The following is a 25628-nucleotide window of genomic DNA, read 5'->3' as shown; positions in this document are numbered from 1 at the left end:
AATCACTGCCTTGAAAAAAGCATATTAACTTTTCTTTCTTTCCCTTCTAAGCATGTCAGAGTTCTCATCGAGAGACTGCTTGATGTCAGTGATAACCGCTTGCGGATTGACCGGCTCGACTCTTGGCTTTGGCGGAAATATTCGACCGCTAATTTCTAGGGGGTTGTAGTGTTTCTGTATCTTGAAGCGGTGTAGCTTTAAGCCCGATTCCTTGCAGATCGCATTTACAAACTCATCTCGCTTTACACGATCCGGTTTCTGGTGGGAGCTGTCATCCAGCTCGATAGCGCAAACGACTTTTAGAGTGTTTGGTGTGCATAGAACGTAATCGAAGTGCTTCGCTTTGATGCGGCCGAACTGGAACCCCCATTGGCTCTTGTCGAGACCTTTCTTCACTTTCAGCACGTCCGCAATTCGCACCTTACCGAAGATACGTAGCTTACCGTCGACCGCTGCTTCTAAGGCATGGAAGAATGATGTTTCCGCTCGGGTGAATAAGCGAGGGTTTAGCTCGTAGTGATACGCGTCTTGATCGCTCGCCAGCTTTGGAGCCAGGTTGGAAGAGTCGTCATTGCCAGAGCCGAATTTCGGTTCAGATTTAGGACGAGGTTTGCGTTCTGCTTTGGACGCTTTCAGATAGTGGATGAGAAGGATCACACCCACTGCGATTAAGATAAAAAAGAATTCCACGTTAAAGCCCTCCCTGCTTTCTGTGATACCAGGTGTTCCTGATTTTTTGCGCTATTAGGTATCCGTTCCCGTTTCGCGGAAGTCGTCAGCCACTTGTTCCAGTTCTGGGCTGATCTGACCTATCTCTGGGTGAGTCTCACCGAACGCAAACCACATTTTGTACTGCGGGTATGCTGCGGCTATTGCCTCAAGATGTTCATCGTTAAAGCGCTGCTGACCTCGGCAGAGGTTCTTAAGCGTATCTTTTTTGATGCCAGTGATTTCGGAGAAGGCTATGTACTTCTTCCGTTCTGGCTCACCTAACGAATCGATTAAAACTATTAATCGGTCTTTATTCATAAAAAAATGCCATCGAGTAAATATTGCTCGCTTATATCTTAGCGATTAATATTTATTCGAATAATATCTACACGGTAATTCGCTTCATTAATTATAGCCGCATACGGCTCTGATTAGGAATAACGGCAATGGAAAACGGCAACTTCAATCTCCTGACCGCGCTTGATGAGGTCCAGCAGCTTGGTCTGCAAGTCCCTGTTATGCGCGCATCTAAGTTTGCCGAAGCTGTAGGTTGTTCGGCTTCGGCTATCACCTCCGCTATGGATCGCGGAGAAATTCCATATGTGCAGCTAACCCCAGCGCGTCCAGGTAAACGCCCAACGCGCTACATCAATCTGGTTGCTATCGCGAAATTATGCAAGGAGGCAGCAGCATGAAAGGCAATTCAGTTACCCCTGTTTCACAAATGAATCTCCCGTCCTTACCAGAGGGTGGGGTGCTTCTCTCCGATCTGGAAGCCGCAAAGATATCTGAGGTTTCAGCTGAGGTTGTACGGCTTCGTTCTCGCGGTGTCGATGCGATGTTCGTTGTTGGAAGCATCGTTTTTATCAAAGTCATCGAACCCAAAGCAGAGTTCTACCTGGACTCGTTCTTCACCTTCCCATCTGAAGAAAACGTCCTTCCGATCTGTGAACGCTGGTTGGCTCAGTTGGCAGAGTTGGAACGCAATATTGCGGGGTGGCGGGTATGAGCAAGACCTACACCCTGACACTCGATACCGACCAGATCGAAACCATCAGCAACCTGCTCGGCACCGATCTGGAAAAGGCAGAACAACGCCTCGTCCAGCTCCGGGACGGTGCACTACGTGTATCCGACGAAGAGGAAGCGATCCTCTACTGTCGCGCAGCAGAACTCGACGCCATCGTTCGCAAGATCGAGGCAGTCACCTGGAAAGATTTTCCGACTCCCGGTGTGGGTGCTAATGAGGTAGCACCTGGGGGCGTGGCGGATGGTCCCCGCCACGATAAACCCTGACGGCTGGCATCCGTAACTGCCCCGCTCCCTGATTGCTGTTTTGCCGTGGCAAGGGAGCGGTTTTCACGGCGTAACCAGAGCAAGGTCGCCTCTCGGTTTTGGTAAGGGTTCGCTTTCTGAATCCTTTCCAAAACAGGCGAAACGCAGAGGACTTCAAGGATGGCAGTAACGCGGGAATATCGAGAGAAAGCACCCCGACGCACAGCAGAGCAACGCGGCTTCTGCATTGTGTGCGGTAACAGTCTCGCAGCCTGCACCTGTCCTTCAAGCACACTGAGTTTTCTGCATGATCCGGCGCCAACCGCAAGGCCGGTCTACACGCTCACAGAGAAAGCCCCATGCACACGGTGGCACCTCTGTGAAGGATGCGGAGCACTGATCAAGGCTCCATTAAAGATTCCGGCAGTCCGATGCCAGGGCTGCGGATGTGTTAACTGAGGCGTCCCGCTTTCTCGGCGGGGCAGCGCTGATAAACCAGAGAGGGAAATGACGATGAACGTTGAAATGGTAGGCGATGTAATCCAGGCAAAACGCTACAACATGGACGGTAACCGTGGCGGTTCCATACTCATGACGCAGTCCAACGACGGCAGCAACGATGATCTGGCCGGACTGGAAGTGATGAAGATGACCGCTGACTACGAGGTTGTCGATAAGCTCCGCGCGTCTCTTCCATGTAAGTGCAAGGTCGTTGCGCGTCCGGTTGCCGGTGCAGGTCAGAAGATGGCTTTCAAAGTGGTCTCCGTTGAACCCGTTCAACGTCCGGCTCAGCAGCAGGCAAAGGCTTAATCAAAGACCTGAGGGCTGATTAGGGGAAGGCCACATGACCACCTACGCGACCTGTACAGGCACGATCAGAACGGATAGCTCCGGCACTTGGTGGAACTGCTCCACTGTCTTTGTCGAGCGTTCCGAGACTGAGGTGATCGCCCTGCTACAGGCCGAGGGGGCCATAACTCAGGAAAGCGGAACAGATGCCGGATTAGTACTGAATGATGCCACGGTTGAGGGCCTGACACAGGCCATCAACCAGCTCAATCAGGTGCTAGAGATGCCAGGCATGTTCCAGCTACCAACGGCAATCGAATTAGCTCAGGCATTCGCGCTTGGGTTCTCGTTGCCCATGATCGCTTATCTGGTGGCGTGGGCGTTTGGCAGTGTTATCGACTTCATATCCGACAGAGTCGGTAGCGATTAAATCGGGGGACGGATTCGTTCCGCATTCTTGAGAGGAAACAACCATGGACTTTACCGCAATTACTTCTGCAATCGACGCAACCACCATCGTGACCGCGATCACTGCTATCGCAGCGATCAAGATCCTGCCAGGTGTAGCCAAGTGGGGCTTCAACCAGGTTATCGGCTGGTTCCGAGGCTAAGCGCTTCGGATCGTCGAGGGAAAGGAGGCTTAGGCCTCCTTTTTCGTTCAAGGGGGCGCTAATGGCTTGGATTATGTTCTACGCATTCATGGGAGGGTTGACCGCATGGGCAATCATTCAAGGCTTCAGAAATGGCAGAGGGTAAATACGTGGCTTCGGCCTAACTTCAAGTGGCGGCATCCTGGTAATCAGATCGTGGTTGCTGCGGTGTTCTTTATTGCGTTTGTTACGGCTACGTCTGCGTTGGCTTATGACGGGTATTACTGGTCTGGGTGGAATGCTTCGCCAGCGGGCACACCCGAGCAAGCTTGCCAGAATTTTGTTAATAACAGCTCAGCTACATACCAAGGTTACCCGCTGGCGGAAGGTCCACACGGTTACAACGCCGATCAATACGTTTGCTATCTCTATCAAACATCGCAGTACGATCAGTGGTGCACCGGCATTTTCATAACCGAAAGCAGGTGTATCGGTGATAAAGAGAAAGGCGTAGGTGGTACCTACACCATTCTCTTAAAGCAAGCCTGCCCTGCTGATCCTGAGTCAACTGGTAACGCAGCACTGATTGAGGCTTGTGGTACAGAGCCATCTAGTTGCCCAAATGCAGGAACACCTAAGCGAATCGCCACCCCAATCAACGGCACCATTAATAACGGCGTCTTTGTAGAAGACATTCCAGTAGGTGGCATGGTCATTGAGATCGGCGGCGGTCTCTCTGCTGACGGCTGCGGTTACGCCATACCCATTCCTGACGGTAACGGCGTTGGCGGTGACGTTAATCCAGACACTAAAGTGAAGTGTTCCCCAAGCGGCCAGTGCTTCCGCTTCTCGACGTATGTTGCTACTGGCCAAGCACGTGAACCAGGACAAGACGAAGCCACATCTGTTGTCATCGGTGATCCTGAGTCCTTCGTAAAGGAAGAAGACACCAACACCGATACCAGGGAGTCACGTACCTCCACTACACAAACCGATCCCATCACTGAGAACCTGGACGGCAAACAGATCACCTCCCAAACCGTCACCACAACTGAAACCCGTGGTGATGGTGCCGTAGTGGAAACCAGGGACGACATCACCACTGTCACACAATCAGACGGCATCACCCGCACCGATACGGTAACCACCACAACGACGACCAACGCAGACGGCTCAAAGACTGTCGAGACCACAAACAACATCAGCTATACGCAACATCCCCAGACGGTCTACAACATCGACAACAGCACCAGCCGGATCACCGTCACGGCGGGCAGCGGTGCTTCAGCACAACAAACCACACGCACCGTCGATACTTACGATCCAGCAGGCAACAGAACCTCCAGCCAAACCACAGAAGGCCCAACCACCGGTGACCCTGCCGCGACTGAAGATCCATCCGAGCAGGGTAAAACTTTCTGTGAAGAGAATCCCGACAATATCTCCTGTAAGGACTACGAAGGCCCCTCGTCTGAAGGCGAGTATTCCCCTGATACCGAGCTGAGCTATTCCAGCGTCATGACCGACTTCACCGATCGGGTCGGTCAGTCCGAGTTTGTCGGTGGTGTTAACGGCTTCTTTGATCTCTCAGTGGCTGGTTCCTGTGAATCTGGCACCGTCGAGTTTGACGGTACCGTTGTCGTGATCGATCAGCACTGTTCAGCGATGGCCGTTCAGATCATGGGCGCTGCTTATTGGGTCATCATCGCCGTTGCTTCATTTGCCGCCTTCCGTGTGGCCGTTCTTTAAGGAGGTGCAGAGATGGATGCAATAGATTCTGTTATCGAATGGCTCAAGTCCCTCTTCAAAGACCTGACCGAGTTCCTGGGTGATCTGCCCGTAAAGATCCTGAAAGGCCTGCTTGATGCGATCGCCGGTCTGATCGAACTGATCCCCGTTCCTGACTTCATCACCACCGGCCTTCAAACCGTGGTCAGTGGCTTCCCACCCACGCTGCTCTGGATGATGGATCAAACCGGCATACCTGAAGCACTTGCCATCTATGGTGCCGGTGTCAGCGCTCGACTACTTCGCAAAGTGTTCACCCTGTTCCAGTGGTAATAAAGGAGATAAACCATGTTCATGTTTATGGAAGGCCTGCCAGGCGCAGGTAAATCATATGAAGCGGCTGTCTATTACATCGCGGAAGAGTTAAAGAAAGGTCGCCCTGTGGATGCGTACATAGAGGGTCTGAATCACGACAAGTTCGCTGAAGTGACCGCGGTACCGTTGGATGAACTCAAAACCTTACTCATCCAGATTACGCGGGAACAAGTACGCGAGATCTACAAGCACGCTCGTAAAGATGCGTTAGTTGTCATCGATGAGATGCAGAACTTCTGGCCGAAGGGACGGCAGACACTCAGCGATGAAATGACAAAGTTTGTTACTGAGCACCGTCACGAAGGTCAGGACATCATTGGCATGGGACAGGACATTAATGATGTGCATAACATCTGGCGTAACCGGTGCGCTAAGAAGTTCGTCATGCAGACGCAAGACATGGTTGGCAGGCCGAACAAGTACACGTGGACCGCTTACCAGGGTAAGCGTACCGACAAGGGCATCAAGTTCGTCAAGATAAAGTCAGGAACACGGACGTACGAAGAAAAGTACTTTGGTCTGTATAAAAGCCACTCGGACGGCACCAGTAATTTCGACACCTTCGAAGATGACCGCACTAACCTCCTGAAGAGCAAAAAGCTTATCCTGGGTGTGCCGGCCACGTTGGGTATTGCCGGTTATGCCGTGTGGTATCTGGCAACTACTATCTTCTCTGGAACTGGCGTATCCAATAAAGAAGCCTTAGAAGCCGTCAGCAACAAACCTGCCACCGTTCAAACCTCCTTCCAGGACATAGACAAGCAATTCAATCAGGTGGATGACGTAGCACCCGGACAGATCAAGATCGCTCCTGAACCTACTGCTACACCGCTCCCACCCGCGCCGGTTGAGCCTATCGATTACGTGGATGAGATCGCCACCAAGTACCGGCTGAGACTTGCAGGCATGGCCGTCACTCACGATGGAAGGCGCATCATCCAGATACAGGCATTGGATACCACCTTGCACCTGAAAGAGCTGTTCAGGGAATACGAGCTAGAAGCCTTGGGATGGGAAGTCATAGTGAAGCCCTATGGTGTTCTCCTGGTGAAAGGCGATGTCGAGCACATTGTTCGCCAGTGGCCTATTGATCCATTCGGACAGACGAACAGACACACTGGACAGCGGCTGTAAATTTGAGCACCTCACGCCTCGCGTGAGCCCACAAATTTGCAGCCGCCGCGAACGGCCCTGTAGCACGTTAGAAGAAATTACAACGTAACTAAATAACGACCTCATACAGCTCAACAACATTTCATAAGGGACCATCTTATGGGCAAGCAACATTTTGAACGTGTAGACGAGAATTTTTTACCTAACGAAAAAGGATCAATCTTCGTTGGTCCTAATGCTGTTTACGATTTGAGTTCTGTTCAGCTCCTATATTCTTCTGTTGATACGCTCCGGCAGCTCTACAAGCTTCAACCGAATGAAGAGTTGTTGGGACAATGGGGTGAGGCGTTAGAAGATTCAGCCAGTCGGGAAGCATTTGTATTCTTTGCGGGTCATGAATGGCTGTTACGTAGGGGAGGGAAGTCAGGTTTCCAATTCCTGCTTCAAAACGCTGAATTCGGATTGATTCTATTGGTGAAATCTAACTACGCAAAGGTCGAGAATTCCGCAACTCACTTCAAGATCGAAGTCTCACCTAAGCTGTTATCTGCTCATTGTCCTGACTCAATCCAGATCATGCTTGATGACTTGGCAGAACAGGTGTCATCTGACGGTGAATACCAACCCTCTGGTGTCGCAATACATCTGGCTCTAGATGTTCAGGGTTGGGAAGCTCCAGCGGATTTGGATGCTCAGCTTGTTTGCCGGTCTCGTCGTGTCTCTGATCACAACGGTTTTACGGAGCTAGTGGTAGATGGAACGGGTGTGGCTGCTGTTTACGGTAAAGGGCAAAGCTTCTGTTTCGGATCGGCCAGTAGCTTACAGTTTGCCGTATACAACAAATCCAAAGAGATGTTGGTTCACGATAAGGCTGACTACTTTGAACAGCAATGGCGTCGATATGCCGCTGTCGATGAGGACTTCAACACTGTCTATGACTCTGACAGTCCTGTATGGCGTTTAGAAGCCCGTTTTAGTCACACTGTGGTCAATCAGTTTGCCGAAACTAATAACGTGAAGCTGAAGCAGTACAAGGATATATATGAACACCTGGGCGGCCTGTGGCGCTATGCACTTTCCTCTTTCCGGCTTGATCACAATCGATCCTATGTCGCTCCGATCTGGACGCTATTCACTACAGACGCAGACTTTCGACCCCCTTCCGAAAGCTTCGATTATCGGCGCACTTACAAAACACCAGGCGTTGGAAATGAGAAGAATGTATGTCTTGCCCTGGGCAACATGCTTAGCCTGTTTGCTCGTAATGGGGTTACTGCTCCTAAAGCATGGGCCTTTCTTAAGCGGTCAGGGATATGGGCCGATCTAATGGGCTATTGTAAGGCGCGGAAGATCAGCCGTGGTGACCTCTATGATGCTGTCGAGCAAGGTTTGAAAAAACGCAGATTGGCATCAAAGTTAGCTAGCTGAATTTGTGGCCCAGGGCTCATTTAGTGCTTTGTTTTCGTAGGTAGCGCTACTAATGAGTTTGGGGCCGCAAGCACCGCATCACTTCTTACTCTGTTGTATACAACTTTAGGCACTGATTTCGCTTTCTTTATGATCGCGTCTAAGTCGTCTTCTGTTACTTCTACTGTATAAAACTCATAGAAGCAGGTTCTGCAGCGTCTCAGTCTTCTTAAACACTTTGTGAAGGAAATACCTTCTTTTGCAGGGTTCCTTTTTGACCTAAATCTATTAATGCCTGACTTTAGGTGGGAGTCATTTAGCACTTCACAATGGCTCAGACCATTACAGCTGGGACAGCCTATCAATGTGCCACCGCTTTTTTTGTATTTTTGGTATGACCTGCTGCTACCGTATGAACGAGTATTCCCTTCCTCATCGGTACACTCAGCTGTAAAACCACCATCGTCATTGAAAGTTATGATGGTGTGTACTTTCTCGGTTCGGATCTCTATTGGTTCCATTTTCGTTGACCGTGAGAGTTTCTAGTTTTTGGAAAGGCGTACTTGAAGTAGTAGCAGTGCTTATTTTGTTAGCAAGAAAATGGTGGATTTCTGGCAGCTTGAGGAGAAAATTAGGAAAAATTCTTAGATCAGCAAAGATATTAGGAGTGTTTGCGTAGTCGATGTTTAGCTTCTAAAGTTGCGCCTTACAAATAGTTTCTCAAGTTATTGGAGACAGGGACAGTGTCAGAATTTGAATCTCATTACCGCACTAAGCCAGACACAAGCTCAAAGAAGAGTCTGGTTGATATTTTCGTTACAACAGCATTAATACTGGTTGCTGTGATAGGGGCGAAAATTCCTGAAGCAGAGTGGATCGTCTATATAATTGGTCTGTTGTCGGTGCTCTCCTTCATTTTGATGGTGTCCCATTCGAAGCTTGGTGCATGGCTATGTAAAAAATGGCACCAACGTAGAGACAGAGTCCTACTATCAAAGAATATCGCTGACTACGAAGAAATCTTTGCTGAATCCCGTGTGGTAAAGGAATTAGTAGACAAGGTTGAAAGATTGGAGTGGGGGAGTGATCGTCCCCGATCCTACAGCTGTGCGAGTCGGTCGTTGCACGGTTTATCGTCGTTTTACGATAGTCTCCATGCCCCTGCGTATGACCGTTTCCTTCTGTTGAACTATTCGATGAAGGAATCTGTAGGTTACATCGAAAACTACCTAAGGGAATGTGATCGCCTAGTTGTAGACCGAGCGGTTGAGTTCAAATACGAGAGTGAGCGAGCAGAACTTGAAAAACTGGTTAGGCAGTATGATCAGTTCCGAGACGAGCACGATAGGTTTTGTAAGCGATTGAACAAGAAACTACGGTATGCCGAGTTGTTAGGATTTTATGGTGCGACCCTAACCTTTCGCCCCAAGGAGCTGAAACTATCCGCTACAGCGAGTTAGTGCGGCTCGCTTTCCCAATTCTTTCCACATAGTTGCCGTGCTATAGGGTTGTAATCCAATCGCGGCAGCATTCGTATTCTTCTATATCAACGAGTTACGCCAAGTGCGGTTGTTATGAAATCAGCCGCGCAACTTCTTGCTAGTTCGTGGATAATATCGCCCCACGCGAGGTGCATTTGTAAGAACGTGTATAGCGGCTTCATCTCTTTTGTGTGGTATCTAATCAGCTCTTGTTAGGAGAAACAATGTCTGAGTCGTGGGTCTATGGTTTGATTGTTGTGGGTGTACTGGTATGTGCAGGATTGCTGGCGTATATCTGGAAACAACACAGCTCTATCAAGTCGATGAAAGAGGAGCAGGCTGAGAAGCAGAGGGCGCTGGAGGCACGTGCGCAGGAGCAGCGTGATTACCTGATTGAGAGTATCCATGTGATCGCCAATGCGATGATTCACGATGAGCGCATGACCTTGACGGAAGGTACCATCCGAATCAGCGTACTGCTCGATAATCTTGCTCCGCAATTGAAGCAGGAACCGGACTTTTCGGTGATCAGCGCGGTCTACGAGCAAACCCGTCACATCCCGTATCTGGATAAGTGGAAAGAGCTGGATAAACAGGACCAGTGGCGCTATACACAAGAGATGAAGCGTATTGAACAGGAGAACAAGGATGCGCTGCTGAAGGCGGCAGAATTGCTCTCCAAGTACCCGTTTGAGAAACACTTTCACTGATGGAATTTATAGCGGTCTTCCTGGTAACCCTGCTGATCGTCACCGGACTTGCGGTGGCACTGGTATTTGGCCGCTCTCCTACCTATCGACCGTCACGTAAGGACATCCTTGAGTTACTGCAAGGGGTTGCTGGCGATACCGCGCAACCGGAACGGTGGCAGCTGTTCCTGGGGATGCCGATTCTGCACGATCCGGAGCTGGAGAAGATTCGCCAGCTTTGTGTGGGGGTGGATGAGGGCGATGAGGATCACGCGCCCGCTGCGTCCGGCATGATTATTTACGACCGCAAGGGGCGGGAGCGCATTGGTAAGATTGCCGAGAAACTGGCGATCCTGATCGCCAAGGAACCCGTTTACCGCGACTTCTAACACGCTTATCCACTTGCTCAATACTGACTGTGTTCGATCATCCGTTGCAGGCGCCACAGTGCGTCCCAGGTCTGCCGGATGTCATCCTGCTTGATCGCACGGTTCAGGTCGATGCCGACCACTTCCAGTTCCGGCAGTTCATATAGCCCCGCCAGGCCCAGCAATTGATGGGAATGGTGGCGCATGCGCTCTGGACTCCGGTTTTCGAACCCGGCTTGTAAACCTTCCAACTGCTTGAGCAGTTCCGAATGCAGCAGATCTTTACTGATCTGGTAATCCTCCAGCATCTGGCTGCTGGAGACTGGTTCGACGTCTACTGGCGTTTGGGCCAGCGGTGCCTTCTGGGTGAGGGCGTTGATGGCGGTTTTGACTTCCTGGTCATTGATCGGTTTGAGCAGCACCTTGTTGGCACCGGCGTGCAGCAAGCGTTGGTGTTCGCTGGCGATCACGTTGGCCGTCAAGGCAACAATCGGCGTATGACGGTCCTGCTCCCGTATCGTTTCGGTTGCCTGGATGCCGTCCACTTTTGGCATGTGTACGTCCATCAGGATCAGATCGAAGCTCTCTTTTTGCGCCCAGCGGATTGCGTCTTCGCCGTTGGTACAGGTCGCTACTTTGGCACCGGCTTGCTCCAGGATACGGGTGATCAGCAGGCGGTTAAAGTCGTTGTCTTCCGCCACCAGGATATGTAGCGGCAGCTCGACCCGGGCCTCGCTGTATTCGTCTTGCGGTGCCGAGAACTGGTCCGGTAGCAAGGCGCCCAGCAGGTTGCTGGTGCGGGCTGGCTTGCGCAGGACAATGATGTTTTCCGGCAGCGCCAGTTCCGGTGGCTCACACGCTAGCAGGATTAGCGGGCCCTGATACTGGGTGCAGACCATACGCAGCTCTTCGGCAAAGGCGCTGGAACGGGTGGCGTTCGGTTCTAACCCCCAGACGATGGCACCTACTTTTTCGGAGGCCTGACGGCGCAGCATCTCTTCGCAGGAGGCGACGGAGATCGGACGTGGCACCAGACGGTTGAGCTGGTTCTTCAGGTTGCGGCGATTGAGCGGGTGCTGGTCGAAGATCACGACCTGATTGGTGTGGTAAGTCTGCGGCAGCGCCTGTGGCTGAGGGCAGAACAGCGGCAGATAAATACGTACAACCGTGCCCTGATCCTCTTCACTCTCCAGTTCAATGCTGCCACCCATCAACTCTGACAGCAGACGGGCGATGACCAGACCTAGCCCGGAGCCACCAAACTTACGGGTGATGGAGTTATCCGCCTGGGTAAACGCCTGGAACAGATTGCGGATACGGTTCTTGGGAATACCCACCCCGGTATCTTCCACCTCAAACATCAGGGTGGTGGTATCTTCCGTTTGGCTTTCCAGATACACACGGATCACCACGTGGCCGTGTTCGGTAAACTTGATGGCGTTGCTCACCAGGTTAGTGAGAATCTGGCGGATACGCATCGGGTCGCCGTGCAGCTCTTCCGGAATATCGGTGGCGAGCAGCGGGATCAGTTCCAGGCCTTTACTGTGTGCAGCCGGCGCCTGCATCTCGATGATATCGCTCACCAGGGAATCAACATTCAGCGGCAGTTTCTCAAGCTTGATGGCGTTGGATTGCAGTTTGGAGAAGTCCAGGATGTCGTCGATGATCGATAGCAGCAGAGAGGAAGTCTGGTTGATGATGCGTGTGTATTCCTTCTGCTCGGGACGCAGGTTGGTCTCGTCCAGCAGACGGGAGAAACCCAGTACCGAGGTCAGCGGTGTGCGCAGCTCGTGACTCATTCGCGCCAGGAAGTCGTCCTTGGTGCGGTTGGCGCCGTCGGCTTTTTTACGTGCGGCGTTGAGGGCCAGGTTCTGGCGTTCCATATGCACCAGCGTTTTACGCAACCGGTTGGTGGCTTTGTCCACCTGGCTTTCCAGGGTCTGGTTGGACTCCTGTACGCGCTGTGCCAGTCTGTTTATACCCCGTGACAGGGTCATCAGCTCGCCGGTGGTTTGGTGCTGTACACGGACATTAAGGTGGCCTCGCTCCAGTTGCTCAACCACATCGGTGATCTTCAGTAGCGGGGTGGTGATACGGCGGCCGAAACGCATCGCTAAGTAGAGGGTTACCAACAGCCCTGCCAAAGCGATGGTGATCCCCTTGAGGATGATCTCCTGCTGACGATGCTGGGTATGGACACGGGACATGACCACGGCCACCCAACCCACCTGGGTCGGTCGGTTGCCGCCCGTTTCGGTGTCGCTGAACTCCGGGGAGTCGAGTACGTCGATACCGGTCGCCATCACGGGCTGAAGAAAGTAGATGTATCTGTCAGTGATCCATGGGTAGCTCTGGTCACGGCGGATATTGGAGCCGTACTGGTCTGCACGCAATACCACGTCGAAATCGCTGTTGAGGAACACGATATCGGCGACATCGATATCCTGGTTCGGGTGGCGGATCAGGCTGGCAAGCATCTCCTTGTCGTCGGTGATCAGGCCAAACTCGGCGGCTGCGGCCATCAGGTGCGACATACTCTCGCCCCGCTCGCGTAGGGCGGTTTCCGCATCCTCCAGCTGGTTGTGGATAAAGTAACTGCCCAGCAGAAGTGTAATCAGCAGCAGCGGCAGCAGACTGACAATCAGTACCCGCTGGCGGATGGTTATATCTTTGAAACGGTTCAGCATCACTGTTCCGCCTCCTTAAGCGACTGCTCAAGTACTGCCTTGGCAGGGATACGGATGCGCAACCGTTTGGCTGCGGATGGATTAGTGGCCACAGAAAAATACATCGGATATTGCGCGGGTGGCAATACACGTTTGTCTAAATTTAACTCGGCCATCAGCTCGCCGGTCTGGCGACCGATCTGGTCGGCGCTGGAATAGATACCGGCAACGGCACCCGCTTCCACGTACTTACGCGAAAAACCCAGCAGCGGCACACGCAGGCGGAACGATATATAGAGAATCCACTTGGCGGTGGAACGGTTGAAGACAGCCTTGTCCGGCAGAGTCAGGAAAATATCGCTTTTTTCCAGTAGCGGTTGCAACTGCTTGATCGGGTTCTGGTCCTCATCCAGTACCCGGTATTCCAGAGTCAGTCCGGTTTCGTTGAGTGTCTCTTCCAGCAGTGGCAGGTCCCGAGCGGAGAGGTCACTGAACGCGGCACCGATCACGTCTGCGCGGGGGCTGATCAGCCGGGCCAAGCGTAACTGCCGATCATAGGGCTGATCCAGATAAATGGCTGAAATCCGTTTGTCGATGACAACCGGATGTGTGTCGTAGGCGCGCAACAGGGATTGATAGCTACGCCGAGGGATAAAGGTGGCGATCACTGCCGGGGCATCCTGCGGCAGGTGCTTCAGGAGGGTGTCGGTGGCGCGGGAACCCACACTGATATAGTAGTCGTAGGTTTCTTGCTGCAGTTGGTCGGGGAAGGCTTCCAGAGTATCAGCGGTGATGTGATCGACTGCGATCGAGCTGACTTCGCGCAGGGTATTCAGCACCTTCTGATAGCTGGTGGTGCTATCGCTGAGAACCACCAGAGGGCGAGCGGAGGCCTCCGGTGAGACGGTGATGAACAGGGTCAGGGCAAACAGCAGTGAGTAGCTTAAGCGGCGCAAGATACTGACTGTCCTGATGGGGTTGGGTGGCGCAAGTGCCATTTACACAATCCGTTGTGACAGAGCTGCTCTTAGTAGAGCAGTTTGAATTCCACGTAGGCGCGGCGATCAAAGGGGTTGTTGGGATAAAACTCCTGATACCGCTCATCCAACAGGTTTTGTACGATCAGTTTTACCTCCGCATCGGTGGTGTTCGACAGTGCAAACCGTTTTTTGATCTGCAGGTCTGCCCGGTGATAGGCCTTCCGCTCTTTGGTGCCACTGGTCCCCTCAAACCACCGTGTTGTGCTCATGAAGTAGTAGGCCAGGCTGGCCTGCCACTTATCGGCGAACTGCTGGCTGATCAGCAGTGATACGGTGTCCTTGGGAGCGTAGTGGTGGAGCTGGATGGTATCGTCCGGTTTTTTGAAGTACTGACCGTCTACCTCTACGTGCCCGTAATTTAGCAGCATCAATGTTTCTGGCTGCGGTTTGTATTTTACCTGAAATTCCAAGCCGGCGGCGTCATAGAATTCAACATTGCCTTTGGTTATACGAGTGCCGTTCTCAAGCGAGGCGAGGAAGGGATCGCTGATGATCAGGTCCGGGGCGGCGTCGATGAATTCGGAGCTGATGCCGCCGGTGATCTGTTCGTGGAACAGGCGGGCATCAAATTGCAGGTTCTGTTCCGGGACCAGCTTGTAGAAGCCCAGCTCGGTGGTGTCGATCTGGCCCGGCTTCAAGCCTTCCGCTGCGGTCGCCTGCTGCTCCAGGATGTTATTGCCGTTGGCGTCGTCCTGACGCAGGTTGTAGGTGTTGTGGCGCTCCAACAGCGATGGCATACGATAGGCGCGGGTGCGTGCGGCACGCACACTGGTGCTGTCATCGATCAGGTAGTTGAGAGCCAGACGGGGGGAGAGCCGACCGTCGGCGATGCTGCCATCCTCGTACATTGCACCGAGGTTCCAGATCATCTGGTCGGTCTGGTTCCACTGCACATTGGCAAAGATGCGGCCGCGCTCTTCGCTGATCCATGCATCGGTATCCAGCAATACGTCGCTTTTGGCCTGTTCAAAGCGATAACCCAGACCGCTTATAAAGCGTAACGATTCGTTGGCGTAGTGGGTGTGCTGCAACTCGATATCGTACTGCTCGGTGGTGCCGTGTTCGGAGTCCGGGCGAAAGAACGCATCGCTGACTCCAAAGGCGCTGGCATAGGCAGTGGCTGTAGCCAGATCCACTTCAAACTCCCTTGCCAGCCATTCGTTGGCCGGAATGGGATCGACATTCAGCTTCAGGTAGTTGTGGTAAAAGCTGAGACGAAACTCGTCCGCATCCGAGGCAGCGTGATTCCACACCAGGTACTGGTAGTTGGCATTATGATCACGGGGGCTGGCGATGTTGTCCAGCTGGTCTGCATCCACAATAAAGGTTTCACCTTTGCTGGCACCCAGTTGCAGATCGATGGTGTCCTGCAGACCCAAGGTAGAGGATGCGCTCAGGTTAATGTATTGGTTTTCAGCGCCCTCGTTGTAGATCGCGCCCCCGTCATTGGCGCTGGCGCCTGCCGAGATGCGCAGATGACCAAAATCGGTGATCAGGTTGTGACGTAGTTCGCCGCGTTCTTCGCCTCGGTTGCCGGACATCAGCTTGACGCTGTTGGCCGGTTCGCTGAGAGCCGTGCGGGTGACGAGGTTGATCGAACCCAAAAAGGCGTTGGAGCCCTGGGTGGGAACGTTTGAGCCGCGTACCACTTCGATATGATCGATGTCATCCAACTGCAGACCGATGGTTTCCCAGGCGACGGTGGAGAGTAGGGGCAGGTAGATACTGCGGCCGTCGATCATCACTTCCATACGGTTGGGGAAGTTGTCGCTGACACCGTGGTAGGCAACGCCACTCTGGTTTCGGGTGACGTGGAACACCTGCATACCGGGCACCAGGCGAAACAGATCCGCTATCCGGGTCGCGCCGGAGGCCTCGATCTGTTCCCGGTCGATCACTGTGATTGAGGCGGGAGCTTCGGTCAGGCGTTGCGGCAGACGCGTGGCCGAGACCACTTCCGGGATATCGGCAAACAGATCCGCTTCGGTGAATTCGGAGATATCCTCGCCGGCCAGGGCCAACGGGTTAGCCAGTAACAGGGATAAAGCACTTAGAGGGGCAAGACTACGCGCAGAACGCCAGGCCAATAAGAGCGCAGAAACAACAGGTCCAATCTGAGGTTGCGTCATAAACAGGCTTCGAGTGTGGCTAGATCCGGGTACCCACGTAGATAATGATGCCTGTCATTACAATTGCTTCAAGGATGAAGCCGTTATGCGTGAGGATCCAGTCCATAACCACTTTTGTCAGTTATTATTGAAGGGTTATCCTAACCGAGCCGCTAACATCCTTCAGCTTTCATTGCGTTATAGCATATCCGTATAACAAAGGGGACCACCCGTCGCAGGCGCCGTTGTTAATTATCAGTCACCGTAAGTACCGCAATTCAAAACCGGAAGTATTGATAAGCATCAGGTAACTGTTTGTAAGCGCTGGACCTGATCGAAATTTGGCCACACTATGCAGCGTTTGGTATCGGCAGTATGGAGCAGTAGACGTGGAATCTTTTCGCTGGGACTCAAGCTTTCTAACGGGTATTCACGAGGTTGATGATCAGCACCACCGACTGGTGGATATCATCAACCGGTTTGGGGATCTGTTGGCGGAACAGAACGAAGTAACCACCCTCGCCATGGAAGGATTGCTGCAGGAGCTGATCGAATATACCCACTACCATTTCAGTGAAGAGGAGCAGTTTATGGAGGCGGCGGGTATCGATCCGCGCCACCTGAAACCGCACAAGGAAGCCCATAAGCACTTTATAGAGGAGGTGCTGAGCATCCGTAGCGAACTGCGCGACAATCGTTTGGCTTCGGGGGAGCCGGTGCTGAAGTTCCTCACCCACTGGCTGGCCTACCATATCCTCGGTACCGATATGTCCATGTCCCGCCAGATCACTGAGATCCATGCCGGCAGCACCGGTTCAGGAGCATTTGACCAGGAAGAGCGTGAGCGTGCGACCTCCACCGAGCCCCTGCTGCATGCGCTGAACGGCCTATTCCAGCAAGTTTCCAAACGTAACCGTCAACTGACCGAACTGAACCGTACTCTGGAAGAACGGGTGGAAGCGCGCACCCACGAGTTGGCCGCAGCCAATGCCCGCCTCGAAGCGATTGCAATGACCGATGCCCTGACCGGTCTGCCGAACCGCCGTCATGCGCTGATGGCCTTCGAACAGGAGTGGTTACGTGCCGACAGCCAGCACAGCCCGATCAGTTGCATGATGATCGATGCCGACGGCTTTAAGCAGATCAACGATACCTACGGCCACGATGCGGGTGATGTGGTGTTGCAGGAGCTGGCGCACACCCTGCGTGATTCCGTGCGCACTGATGACATCGTTGCCCGGCTGGGCGGTGATGAGTTCCTGATTATCTGCCCGGATACCGATCTGGACGACGGCCTGCGGGTCGCCGAGCAGGTACGTGCGAACGTCAATGGCCTGCGCGTTAAAGCGGGCGACGGCGAGTGGCACGGCAGTATCAGTGTGGGAGTATCGGCGCGCACTGAGGCGATGGAAGGGCCGGAGATGCTGATTAAAGCGGCTGATCTGGGGGTGTATAAGTCCAAGGAGGATGGGCGTAACTGCGTGCGGACGGCGGATCGATAAGCTAAGAAAAAATATAAGAGGTTGCGGCGGCGGGAGAGAAAACCTGCAGCGGGTCACAGATCATTCCCGCTGCAGTGAAAGTAGTCTGGCTCAGGCTGGCATTGCTTCCAGGCGACGCGCGTAGTCAGCGCCAACACGGCAGCCGTAAACACCCACTTCACCTTTCCAGCGCATCCAAGTGATGAAATCACCGGCTGCTTCAATTGCTTTCACCAATGCAGATTTTTCATCTGCCTGAGCCTGATCAAAAGCACCCATTGCCTGCAGTTCAGCGGCAATACGGCGGTCGTCGCAAGCGACGCCAGTGTAAACAGTGTTTTTCATAGATCAGCTCCAGACGTTCCCGAAAAATAAGACCTAAGTATTATACGGATGGGTTTTGCAGTGCACAATAAAATCGTTCAATAAATCGTCAGGGAAATCCCTGTCAGGGTTTGACCGGGGTCAAAGGGTGGAAGGATCGTAATTGGCTTGTCAGGTGGGGTGGTTTTATCTGTTGGGCAGGCTCGTCGTCATCGAAGGTAATCAGCCTGCCCGCTGCTTCGTTTATCTGTAGGGCAGGCTTTAGCCTGAAGGCAGCCCTACAAATGCAGCTGGCGAGTGATCTGCAGTCTGAAAATTCTCAAAAAGAAAGGGGAGCTAAACGCTCCCCTTTATATCGTACTGAAGCGATCAATCGCTTAAGGCTGCTCACCCGCAGACAGACGTGCATTGATGTCTTCGATCACCGCTGGCAGGTCTGCCACCGTATCAATCACATAGTGCGCACCGGACTGGTGGAAGCGCTTGTATGCTGCCTGGCGCTTCGTTTCCTGTTCTTCGATAGACAGGGCTTCCCAGTCCGCCAGATCCAGGCCCACTTCGTTGCCGGAGATCGCTATACCTACGGTCCAGCAACCGGCATTTAGCCCCTCTTCGATACCGGTCAGGGTGTCGTCTACCTTCACCACGGACTGTACGTTCAGCACTTCCAGCTCCAGCATGTTTTTCAGCGTCATGTGCGGATATGGACGACCGCGCGGTACGTCGGTGGCGCATACGTAGGAGTCAGGCTGGTAACCCTGCTCCGCCGCCAGACCGCGCAGGTCGGTGATCATCTCCTGGCTGTAGCCGGTGTTAGCACCGATCTTGATGTCGTTGTCGCGCAGGTAAGCAAAGGTCTCGCGTGCCCCCGGGATCAGGGTCGTACGCTCTGCGATTGCGGCTTTCTGAACCGGGATGAACTGGTCGTACAGCGCATCGATATCGGCTTCAGTGGGTTCGGAACCTTTAACGTCGATCCAGGCCTCACGGATACGTGGCATCGCCAGCAGTGCAGCGATGTGCTCACGCTTCTCCGCGCCCATTGGGGCACGTGCTTCTGCCAATGTGATCGGAACACCGTGCTCTTCGAACAGACCACAGAACGCCTTGATTGGCGCCAGAGAACCGAAGTCGATCGTTGTGCCTGCCCAGTCGAAGACTACGGCGGTAACAGGACCGGTGTAGAAACGCTGATAACCAAAAGTCATTTTTTATCCTCTCTGGATCAATATAGTTCGTTGATGTTCGCCCGTTATGTACCGTGTGTGATCAGCCTGCGTTCAGGTTGATCTGCATGTCATCCAGCACGGCGGCCACTGCTTCCAGCAGGCCGTCCACCTGTGCATCGTTAAGCTGACCGATGTGACCAAGGCGGAAACTGTCTGCTTCGGTCAGTTTGCCCGGATAGATGATAAAGCCGCGTGCCTTCAGGGCATCGTAAAACACCTTGAAGTCGAAGCTGTCGTCAGTCGGGCTAAAGAATGTAGTGATGATTGGAGACAGCCACTGATCATCCAGCAAGGTTTTGAAGCCCAGCTTACGCATACCGGCAACCATACGGTCGCGGTTGCGGCTGTAACGCGCCAGGCGGCCTTGAACGCCACCTTCCGCTTCGTGTTCCTTCAGCGCCTGCAGGAACGAAGCGACCACGTGGGTGGGTGGGGTGAAGCGCCACTGGCCACAGCGTTCCATGTACTGCCACTGGTCGTATAGGTCCAGACTCAGGGAGTGCGCATTGCCAGCACTTTCTTTCAGGACCTCCTCGCGAATGATCGCGTAGCCAAACCCCGGAACCCCTTCAATGCACTTATTCGCAGCGGAGATCAGCGCATCAAATGGCAGCAACTGAGCGTTGATCGGCAGCGCGCCAAAGGCACTCATCGCATCGATGATCAGACTGCGGCCAGCACCCTTCACCACGGCGGCAATGTCCGCCACCGGATTGAGAATGCCGGAGCTGGTTTCACAGAACACCAACGCAACGTGGGTGATGGACGGATCCGCTTCCAATGCCGCGTGCACTTCTGCCGCAGTCGGTGGTGCGTAGTCGCCCGTGTCGATCGCCACGTGGGTACGGCCCATGTAATCCAGCGATTTACCGATACGTTTGCCGTAGGCCCCGTTCATTAGTACCAGCACCTTGCCATCGCGTGGCACCAGCGTGCCCAGAGTGGCTTCCACCGCGAAAGAGCCACTGCCCTGAATCGGTACGCAGGTATGTGTACCTTCGGCGTTGGCCATCCGCAGCAGGCGTTGGCGTACTTCAGCGGTAATCTCGTTGAAGTCCGCATCCCAGGAGCCCCAGTCGTGAAGCATCGCTTCTTTGGTGGTGATGGAAGTGGTGATCGGTCCCGGTGTCAGCAGATAAGGCTCAGCAATGTTGGTGTCCATGGTTGTCTCATGTTTGATTCTGCTTGCCTCGCCGCGACTGCTGGTGCCGAGAGGAAGCAGGGGTTGCCCGTTCATTTGTATGCAATTCTATATCTGGTATATACCAGTTTTCAAAGAAAAAAATATGACAGTTTTGTGGGTAAATTGCGGTGGTATAAGAAAGCCTTGGGTCTGGCCGCGGAACTGTCATAACGCAGTGACCAGACCCTTTACCGCAACTATCCAGCGATCAAGTAGCGCTCCTGTTGCGCCAGCGCTGGGTGCGTTCCAGCAACAGGTGAGACATTCCCCAATGCAGCAACTTGATGCCGATACAGGTGAACATCAACAACACCCCCATCGCTGCGGCAGGTGCGATATCACCGGCGTCATCCATGTTCAGCACCGCCACGGATGCCAGCATGGTATTGCTGGAGTAAAGGAACACCACCGCAGATACGGTGTTCATGGCGTTCACGTACAGGTAGATGAAGATATCCAACAGCGCAGGCAGACAGACCGGCAGCGTCACGCGCCAGAAGGTTACGTAGAACGGCACCTTGAGCGAGGCCGATACCGCTTCAAACTCAGAGTCGATCTGCTTCAGTGCGGTGACCGCGGTCAGATGGCAGACGGTATAGTAGTGGGCGATGGTACAGATCACCAGAATCGCCAGGGTGCCGTACAGACTGTTCAGTGGGTTGCTTGGGCTGTTAAAGAAGAAGATGTAGGCCAGACCCAGTACCAGCCCCGGGACAGCCAGCGGGATCATCGCGCCCAGATGCAACAGGGTACGCAGGCCGTTGATACCCGGCACTTTCTCGACCAGGTAGGCGTTGGTGAAGATGATTGCGGTGCCAAACAGGGCGGTGTAGAGCCCCATCTCCAGGGAGTTGTAATAGGCTTCCCAGCCACCGCCGTCCATCAGGTCGAACTGATAGTTGTTGAAGCTCAGCTCCAGGTTGTAGGGCCAGAAGGTGACTAGGGACGCATATACCGCCATACCCAGTACGCCGATGATGGTGATGATGACCGGCAGGCAAAGCAGCAGCATCACGTTATCTTTCAGTGGGTTCTTCTTCGGAACCAGCGGTTCGGCGCGGGCGGTCAGCAGGGAGACCTGCTTGCGCTGAACCCAGCGGTCCACGGTGAAGGCCAGGATGGCAGGCAAAAACAGAATCACGGAAACCACCGCACCCATCTGGAAGTTCTGCTGACCAATCACCTGCTTGTAGATATCCGTCGCCAGCACGTTGTACTGACCACCGATCACCTTCGGGGCACCGAAATCGGTGATGACCAGGGTGAATACCACAAACGAGGCGCTGATCAAGCCGTACTTGATCGACGGCAGGGTCACGGTGAAGAAGGTACGGATCGGGCTGGTGCGCAGGGCTCGGGCGGACTCGTACAGGCGTGCGTCGGTGTTACTCAGGGCGGTGGTGATGATCATTACCGCGTGCGGGAAACACCAGAACGCAAGGCTGATCACGATGCCGATCGGGCCGTACACACTTTCACCCATCAGCCAGCTTTTCAACACGCCCTGGTTACCAAACAGGTACACCAATGAGATCGCCGGCAGCAGGGAAGGGGCGAAGATCGGGCCCATCACCAGCACACGTACCACACCCTTAAATGGCATGCAGGTACGGGTCAGTGCATAGGCGGTCATCAGTGCCAGTGAGATCACGATCACCGTGGTGATGATGGCGATGGTGAAGGAGTTGGTAATGGAGTTGAGCAGGCTCGGGTTGGAGGCGTACTCGAGGTAGTTGGTCCAGCCTACGAAGTCGCCGTCCTTGTTCTCGACGCTCTTCGACAGGATCGCGTAAAGCGGCAACACCATGGTGACAACCAGGAACAGGATGCCGATGACGACCCCTGCAATCTGCAGACCTCGATCCAGGCCCAGTTTGCCCAGGCGGTTTTTAGCCAGGAATCCTGGCGGAGACAGTGCTACAGACATACATTAGTGCTCAAACAGATGAAGACGGTTTTCCGGCAGGTCCAGCATCAGCTCGCCACCCACCTGGATGTTCATATCGCGTACGTCGTTCATGGAAAAGTCGGCCACCACGGGATCGCCGACACCGTCCAGATCCAGTTCGGTGCGTACGAAGGAGCCCAGGAATTCCATGTTGCGCACGTCGGCGCGCAGGGTGTTGGTGGCATCACCGTTGTAGCGTACGCGGAAATCTTCCGGACGGATGGCGATGTTCATCTCGCCCTGGTGTTCGCTTTGCAGGTTGTGATGACCGCGGCAGCTCATCTCACGCGTGCCGACACGTACACGGTTACCTTCCCGCTGTGCCGGGATAAAGTTCATGGTGCCAACAAACGACGCAACAAAGCGGGTCGCCGGGTTGGAGTAGATCTCTTCCGGGGTACCGATCTGTTCGATCACACCCTGGTTCATCACCACAATCTTGTCGGCCATGGAGAGTGCTTCCTCCTGGTCGTGGGTCACCATGATGGTGGTGACACCCAGCTGGCGCTGCAGGGATTTGATCTCTTGGCGCAGGTGTAGACGCACACGGGCATCCAGTGCCGATAGGGGTTCATCCAGCAACAACAAACCCGGTTTGGTGGCGATGGCACGTGCCAGCGCTACGCGCTGCTGCTGACCGCCGGACAGCTGGGATGGGAATTTCTTACCGGAATCCGGCAGGCCGATCATCGTCAGCAGTTCGTCCACGCGGTTACGAATATCAGCGCGACGGACTTTCTGGTTACGCAGGCCGTAGGCGATATTTTCGGCGACGGTCAGGTTCGGGAACAGGGCATAGGACTGGAAAACGATACCGAAGTCACGGTGTTCCGGTGGCAGCCAGGAGATGTTTTTGCCGCTTTGAAAGATCTCTCCTTCGGTCTGCATATCGAGACCGGCAACTGCCCGCAGCAATGTGGTTTTGCCGCAGCCGGAAGGCCCCAGGAAGCAGACAAATTCGCCTTCCTGGATCTCCAGTGAGATATCTTTCAGGGCAACAAAGTCACCGAAGTGTTTATGGACGTTTTTAATAGTGAGGTATGAGCGACTCATGATAACTCCCCCGATGTTGGATTACAGTGACAAAGAAACGACGAAGCGGGGTACGCTTGCGCGCACCCCGCTTTTGCGCGAACTATTCTGATTAGTTCTTAGGATCAGACTTGCTGTCGTAACGACCCTGCCACTCTTTCAGGATGGCGCTGCGGTTTGCCGCAGACCAAGCGAAGTCGTTGTCGATCATCATCGCTTCCGGGTTTTCCGGGTAGTACTGAACTGGTTTCGCAACACCAGGGATTGCTACAACCGCGTAACCCACGTTGTACATTACGTTTGCTTCGCGGGACGCTGCGAAGTCCATCAGTTTCTTAGCAGCAGCCATGTCGTCGGTGCCTTTCACGATCGCCGCCGCTTCCATGTCCCAACCCAGACCCTCTTTAGGGAACACTACGTCCAGAGGCGCACCTTTCTTCTTCAGCTTCGCACCTTTGTATGCGAAGGAGATACCGATTGGCGCTTCACCGGCTGCCGCCAGCTTACAAGGCTTGGAACCGGAGTGAGTGTAGCGAGCGATGTTGGTGTGCAGTTGGTCCATGTAGTCCCAACCTTTCTCTTCGCCGAACATCTGCAGCCAGGACGCTACGTCCAGGAAGCCTGTACCGGAAGAGTTCGGGTTAGGCATGATGATATGACCCTGGTAAACAGGCTTGGTCAGATCTTCCCAAGAGGTAGGTTTAGGCAGGTTGTGCTTCTCCGCTTCGATAGTGTTGAAGCAGATACCCGCAATCCACGCATCCAGACCAATCCAGGATGGCGTTGCGTCGTTGTCACGGAATTTAGGAGACAGGGCTTCCACGCCTTTAGGCGCGTATGGAGACAACATGCCTTCGTTTTTCATCACCAGCAGGGAGGTTGCCGCCAGACCCCACACCACGTCAGCCTGTGGGTTTTCTTTCTCAGCCAGCAGTTTGGCCGTCACGATACCGGTAGAGTCACGTACCCAGTTGATCTTGATATCAGGGTGCTGTTTGTTGAACTCTTTTGCGTAACGCTTCAGGTCTTCCGCTTCGAAAGCGGTGTAGACGGTCAGTTCAGTACCCGCCATCGCAGCGGTAGCTGCAGTCATTGCACCTGCAGCGAGCAGGCCGGAAAACAGTTTCTTGAAAGTCATGGTCACATTCCTGATCGATAAGTCTTGGTCTGGTCTACACCAGGGATGCGAGCAGGTTATATGTGGAATTTGACGATCCTGTGACAGTAATAAAAAAGAATTATGACGGGCAGACTTTCGTTTCTGATGTCAGTAAGGAGAGGTGGAAAGGATCTGCAGTGAAAAGAACCAGTTCGCTGCAGACCTTATAAATAGTAGGGTTTTAGCCTTTGCGGTTATCGATCAGGACGTTGAGATTCAGTGAGTCATGACGCCAGTATTCTCGATCGTACTCCAGTACATCGCCATCTGCATTACGGGTAATTCGGTGCACACAGATGCAGGTATAACCGGCGGGTGCGTCCAGCAACGCGGCTTGTTCGGCGGTTAAAGCGCCCACCGTGATATCCAGCTCAACCGTGCTGAACGCCTGTTCATAGTCGTGCGTCAATACGGTGCTGACAGAGCGCTCCAGAGACTTGTCATAGATACCCGGCAGCAGGCTCTCCCGTAAATAGATAGTCTCCAGATACACCGCACGACCATTTGCACCGCGCACACGCTCCAGCTTCACCAGAGTCTCGTCGGACGCTGCACCCATCTTGCGCGCCAGACGTGAAGTGATCCCGATCCGTGCCTTGCCCAGCTCCGTGCTGTACGGGGTGAATCCCTGGGCGGCTACGTAGTCCATGAAGAAGGTGCTACGGCTTGGGTCATAGTTGATGCGACGCGGCGTGACAAACCAGCCCCGGCGGTTGGAACGGTAGATGGCGCCTTCGGCTTCCAGCTGTTTCAATGCTTCGCGGGCGGTCACACGGGTAGTTTGCAGCTGTTCGCTGATCACGCGCTCGGACGGCAGCTTGTCTTCCGGTTGCAGATCACCGTGTTCAATACAATTTCTCAGGTACTCCACCACCTGCAGTGAAGTGACCGTTTTACGCCCGGACATCCAGCTCTCCGTGTTCATTTGAAGA

26 protein-coding genes are annotated in these 25628 nt (G+C 53.7%); 14 read left to right on the top strand and 12 right to left on the bottom strand.

Annotated features, from left to right (window positions below; genetic code table 11):
* Nucleotides 1-24 precede the first annotated feature (24 nt).
* A complete protein-coding gene (locus QKW35_RS06055; protein ID WP_282351452.1) occupies nucleotides 25-690 on the bottom strand; it encodes a DUF2726 domain-containing protein in 666 nt (221 codons plus the stop codon).
* 54 nt (nucleotides 691-744) lie between these two features.
* Entirely contained in the window at nucleotides 745-1029 is a 285-nt protein-coding gene (locus QKW35_RS06050) for a hypothetical protein (RefSeq protein ID WP_282351450.1), read from the bottom strand.
* Between the two features lie 128 nt (nucleotides 1030-1157).
* Between QKW35_RS06050 and QKW35_RS06045 the strand changes: the two genes are divergently transcribed.
* The 13 genes from QKW35_RS06045 (at nucleotide 1158) to QKW35_RS05985 (ending at nucleotide 10547) form a co-directional block, all read left to right on the top strand.
* On the top strand, nucleotides 1158-1406 hold the full coding sequence (locus tag QKW35_RS06045; protein ID WP_282351448.1) for a hypothetical protein: 249 nt from the start codon (nucleotides 1158-1160) through the stop codon (nucleotides 1404-1406).
* Nucleotides 1403-1720, top strand: a complete 318-nt coding sequence (locus QKW35_RS06040; RefSeq protein WP_282351445.1) for a hypothetical protein — start codon at nucleotides 1403-1405, stop codon at nucleotides 1718-1720. The genes QKW35_RS06045 and QKW35_RS06040 overlap by 4 nt, the downstream gene beginning before the upstream one ends.
* Nucleotides 1717-2007 (top strand): hypothetical protein, encoded by a 291-nt coding sequence (locus QKW35_RS06035; RefSeq protein WP_282351443.1) that lies wholly within the window; start codon nucleotides 1717-1719, stop codon nucleotides 2005-2007. Before QKW35_RS06040 ends, QKW35_RS06035 begins: the two co-directional genes overlap by 4 nt.
* A gap of 492 nt (nucleotides 2008-2499) precedes the next feature.
* Nucleotides 2500-2796: a hypothetical protein gene (locus QKW35_RS06030; RefSeq protein WP_282351442.1), complete on the top strand. Its 297-nt coding sequence runs from the start codon at nucleotides 2500-2502 to the stop codon at nucleotides 2794-2796.
* 34 nt (nucleotides 2797-2830) lie between these two features.
* Complete coding sequence (locus QKW35_RS06025; RefSeq protein WP_282351441.1) at nucleotides 2831-3205, top strand: hypothetical protein; 375 nt, start codon at nucleotides 2831-2833, stop codon at nucleotides 3203-3205.
* Nucleotides 3206-3248: 43 nt separating this feature from the next.
* Nucleotides 3249-3386: a hypothetical protein gene (locus tag QKW35_RS06020; protein WP_282351440.1), complete on the top strand. Its 138-nt coding sequence runs from the start codon at nucleotides 3249-3251 to the stop codon at nucleotides 3384-3386.
* Nucleotides 3387-3581: 195 nt separating this feature from the next.
* Nucleotides 3582-5114, top strand: coding sequence for a hypothetical protein (locus QKW35_RS06015; RefSeq protein ID WP_282351438.1), 1533 nt, complete (start codon nucleotides 3582-3584; stop codon nucleotides 5112-5114).
* Nucleotides 5115-5126: 12 nt separating this feature from the next.
* The gene (locus tag QKW35_RS06010; protein ID WP_282351437.1) at nucleotides 5127-5426 is read left to right on the top strand and encodes a hypothetical protein; all 300 of its coding nucleotides are present in this window, start codon (nucleotides 5127-5129) and stop codon (nucleotides 5424-5426) included.
* Nucleotides 5427-5441: 15 nt separating this feature from the next.
* Nucleotides 5442-6602 carry a zonular occludens toxin domain-containing protein gene (locus tag QKW35_RS06005; RefSeq protein WP_282351436.1) on the top strand — a complete coding sequence of 387 codons (1161 nt, stop codon included), beginning with the start codon at nucleotides 5442-5444 and terminating at the stop codon, nucleotides 6600-6602.
* 138 nt (nucleotides 6603-6740) lie between these two features.
* Nucleotides 6741-8009 (top strand): hypothetical protein, encoded by a 1269-nt coding sequence (locus tag QKW35_RS06000; protein WP_282351435.1) that lies wholly within the window; start codon nucleotides 6741-6743, stop codon nucleotides 8007-8009.
* Nucleotides 8010-8731: 722 nt separating this feature from the next.
* Nucleotides 8732-9448, top strand: coding sequence for a hypothetical protein (locus QKW35_RS05995; protein ID WP_282351434.1), 717 nt, complete (start codon nucleotides 8732-8734; stop codon nucleotides 9446-9448).
* A gap of 245 nt (nucleotides 9449-9693) precedes the next feature.
* Nucleotides 9694-10179, top strand: coding sequence for a DUF2489 domain-containing protein (locus tag QKW35_RS05990; RefSeq protein WP_282351433.1), 486 nt, complete (start codon nucleotides 9694-9696; stop codon nucleotides 10177-10179).
* A complete protein-coding gene (locus QKW35_RS05985; protein WP_282351432.1) occupies nucleotides 10179-10547 on the top strand; it encodes a hypothetical protein in 369 nt (122 codons plus the stop codon). The genes QKW35_RS05990 and QKW35_RS05985 overlap by 1 nt, the downstream gene beginning before the upstream one ends.
* A gap of 17 nt (nucleotides 10548-10564) precedes the next feature.
* On the opposite strand, the gene QKW35_RS05980 is transcribed toward QKW35_RS05985, so the two are convergent.
* The 3 genes from QKW35_RS05980 to QKW35_RS05970 are packed head-to-tail and all read right to left on the bottom strand — an operon-like array spanning nucleotide 10565 to nucleotide 16361.
* A complete protein-coding gene (locus QKW35_RS05980) occupies nucleotides 10565-13213 on the bottom strand; it encodes a response regulator (protein ID WP_282351476.1) in 2649 nt (882 codons plus the stop codon).
* Complete coding sequence (locus tag QKW35_RS05975) at nucleotides 13213-14190, bottom strand: ABC transporter substrate-binding protein (RefSeq protein ID WP_282351431.1); 978 nt, start codon at nucleotides 14188-14190, stop codon at nucleotides 13213-13215. The genes QKW35_RS05980 and QKW35_RS05975 overlap by 1 nt, the downstream gene beginning before the upstream one ends.
* Before the next feature lie 29 nt (nucleotides 14191-14219).
* The gene (locus tag QKW35_RS05970) at nucleotides 14220-16361 is read right to left on the bottom strand and encodes a TonB-dependent receptor plug domain-containing protein (RefSeq protein WP_282351430.1); all 2142 of its coding nucleotides are present in this window, start codon (nucleotides 16359-16361) and stop codon (nucleotides 14220-14222) included.
* A gap of 368 nt (nucleotides 16362-16729) precedes the next feature.
* Between QKW35_RS05970 and QKW35_RS05965 the strand changes: the two genes are divergently transcribed.
* Nucleotides 16730-17842: a GGDEF domain-containing protein gene (locus QKW35_RS05965; RefSeq protein ID WP_282351428.1), complete on the top strand. Its 1113-nt coding sequence runs from the start codon at nucleotides 16730-16732 to the stop codon at nucleotides 17840-17842.
* Between the two features lie 90 nt (nucleotides 17843-17932).
* On the opposite strand, the gene QKW35_RS05960 is transcribed toward QKW35_RS05965, so the two are convergent.
* The 7 genes from QKW35_RS05960 to QKW35_RS05930 all read right to left on the bottom strand — a co-directional run bounded on the left by QKW35_RS05960 (nucleotide 17933) and on the right by QKW35_RS05930 (nucleotide 25603).
* On the bottom strand, nucleotides 17933-18166 hold the full coding sequence (locus tag QKW35_RS05960; protein WP_282351427.1) for a hypothetical protein: 234 nt from the start codon (nucleotides 18164-18166) through the stop codon (nucleotides 17933-17935).
* A 356-nt stretch (nucleotides 18167-18522) separates the two neighbouring features.
* Nucleotides 18523-19353, bottom strand: coding sequence for a phosphonoacetaldehyde hydrolase (phnX, locus tag QKW35_RS05955; RefSeq protein ID WP_282351426.1), 831 nt, complete (start codon nucleotides 19351-19353; stop codon nucleotides 18523-18525).
* A 61-nt stretch (nucleotides 19354-19414) separates the two neighbouring features.
* Entirely contained in the window at nucleotides 19415-20536 is a 1122-nt protein-coding gene (locus QKW35_RS05950; RefSeq protein ID WP_282351425.1) for a 2-aminoethylphosphonate--pyruvate transaminase, read from the bottom strand.
* Nucleotides 20537-20765: 229 nt separating this feature from the next.
* Complete coding sequence (locus QKW35_RS05945) at nucleotides 20766-22484, bottom strand: putative 2-aminoethylphosphonate ABC transporter permease subunit (protein WP_282351424.1); 1719 nt, start codon at nucleotides 22482-22484, stop codon at nucleotides 20766-20768.
* 3 nt (nucleotides 22485-22487) lie between these two features.
* On the bottom strand, nucleotides 22488-23558 hold the full coding sequence (locus QKW35_RS05940) for a putative 2-aminoethylphosphonate ABC transporter ATP-binding protein (protein WP_282351422.1): 1071 nt from the start codon (nucleotides 23556-23558) through the stop codon (nucleotides 22488-22490).
* 91 nt (nucleotides 23559-23649) lie between these two features.
* A complete protein-coding gene (locus QKW35_RS05935) occupies nucleotides 23650-24675 on the bottom strand; it encodes a putative 2-aminoethylphosphonate ABC transporter substrate-binding protein (RefSeq protein WP_282351421.1) in 1026 nt (341 codons plus the stop codon).
* A 202-nt stretch (nucleotides 24676-24877) separates the two neighbouring features.
* Complete coding sequence (locus QKW35_RS05930; protein WP_282351420.1) at nucleotides 24878-25603, bottom strand: UTRA domain-containing protein; 726 nt, start codon at nucleotides 25601-25603, stop codon at nucleotides 24878-24880.
* Between the last annotated feature and the right edge of the window lie 25 nt (nucleotides 25604-25628).

The sequence above is a fragment of the Pontibacterium granulatum genome (assembly GCF_029961155.1).
GTDB classification, from domain to species: Bacteria; Pseudomonadota; Gammaproteobacteria; order Pseudomonadales; family Balneatricaceae; genus Pontibacterium; species Pontibacterium granulatum.
Note: the sequence above shows the minus strand (reverse complement) of the source record. Positions and strands in the feature narration are given on the sequence as shown.

Excerpts from the sequence above, each read along its gene's own strand:
- QKW35_RS06050 (WP_282351450.1), bottom strand. The coding sequence starts at position 1,029 with ATGAATAAAGACCGATTAATAGTTTTAATCGATTCGTTAGGTGAGCCA.
- QKW35_RS06045 (WP_282351448.1), top strand. The coding sequence starts at position 1,158 with ATGGAAAACGGCAACTTCAATCTCCTGACCGCGCTTGATGAGGTCCAG.
- QKW35_RS06040 (WP_282351445.1), top strand. The coding sequence starts at position 1,403 with ATGAAAGGCAATTCAGTTACCCCTGTTTCACAAATGAATCTCCCGTCC.
- QKW35_RS06035 (WP_282351443.1), top strand. The coding sequence starts at position 1,717 with ATGAGCAAGACCTACACCCTGACACTCGATACCGACCAGATCGAAACC.
- QKW35_RS06030 (WP_282351442.1), top strand. The coding sequence starts at position 2,500 with ATGAACGTTGAAATGGTAGGCGATGTAATCCAGGCAAAACGCTACAAC.
- QKW35_RS06025 (WP_282351441.1), top strand. The coding sequence starts at position 2,831 with ATGACCACCTACGCGACCTGTACAGGCACGATCAGAACGGATAGCTCC.
- QKW35_RS06020 (WP_282351440.1), top strand. The coding sequence starts at position 3,249 with ATGGACTTTACCGCAATTACTTCTGCAATCGACGCAACCACCATCGTG.
- QKW35_RS06010 (WP_282351437.1), top strand. The coding sequence starts at position 5,127 with ATGGATGCAATAGATTCTGTTATCGAATGGCTCAAGTCCCTCTTCAAA.
- QKW35_RS06005 (WP_282351436.1), top strand. The coding sequence starts at position 5,442 with ATGTTCATGTTTATGGAAGGCCTGCCAGGCGCAGGTAAATCATATGAA.
- QKW35_RS06000 (WP_282351435.1), top strand. The coding sequence starts at position 6,741 with ATGGGCAAGCAACATTTTGAACGTGTAGACGAGAATTTTTTACCTAAC.
- QKW35_RS05990 (WP_282351433.1), top strand. The coding sequence starts at position 9,694 with ATGTCTGAGTCGTGGGTCTATGGTTTGATTGTTGTGGGTGTACTGGTA.
- QKW35_RS05985 (WP_282351432.1), top strand. The coding sequence starts at position 10,179 with ATGGAATTTATAGCGGTCTTCCTGGTAACCCTGCTGATCGTCACCGGA.
- QKW35_RS05980 (WP_282351476.1), bottom strand. The coding sequence starts at position 13,213 with ATGCTGAACCGTTTCAAAGATATAACCATCCGCCAGCGGGTACTGATT.
- QKW35_RS05975 (WP_282351431.1), bottom strand. The coding sequence starts at position 14,190 with ATGGCACTTGCGCCACCCAACCCCATCAGGACAGTCAGTATCTTGCGC.
- QKW35_RS05970 (WP_282351430.1), bottom strand. The coding sequence starts at position 16,361 with ATGACGCAACCTCAGATTGGACCTGTTGTTTCTGCGCTCTTATTGGCC.
- QKW35_RS05960 (WP_282351427.1), bottom strand. The coding sequence starts at position 18,166 with ATGAAAAACACTGTTTACACTGGCGTCGCTTGCGACGACCGCCGTATT.
- phnX (WP_282351426.1), bottom strand. The coding sequence starts at position 19,353 with ATGACTTTTGGTTATCAGCGTTTCTACACCGGTCCTGTTACCGCCGTA.
- QKW35_RS05950 (WP_282351425.1), bottom strand. The coding sequence starts at position 20,536 with ATGGACACCAACATTGCTGAGCCTTATCTGCTGACACCGGGACCGATC.
- QKW35_RS05945 (WP_282351424.1), bottom strand. The coding sequence starts at position 22,484 with ATGTCTGTAGCACTGTCTCCGCCAGGATTCCTGGCTAAAAACCGCCTG.
- QKW35_RS05940 (WP_282351422.1), bottom strand. The coding sequence starts at position 23,558 with ATGAGTCGCTCATACCTCACTATTAAAAACGTCCATAAACACTTCGGT.
- QKW35_RS05935 (WP_282351421.1), bottom strand. The coding sequence starts at position 24,675 with ATGACTTTCAAGAAACTGTTTTCCGGCCTGCTCGCTGCAGGTGCAATG.
- QKW35_RS05930 (WP_282351420.1), bottom strand. The coding sequence starts at position 25,603 with ATGTCCGGGCGTAAAACGGTCACTTCACTGCAGGTGGTGGAGTACCTG.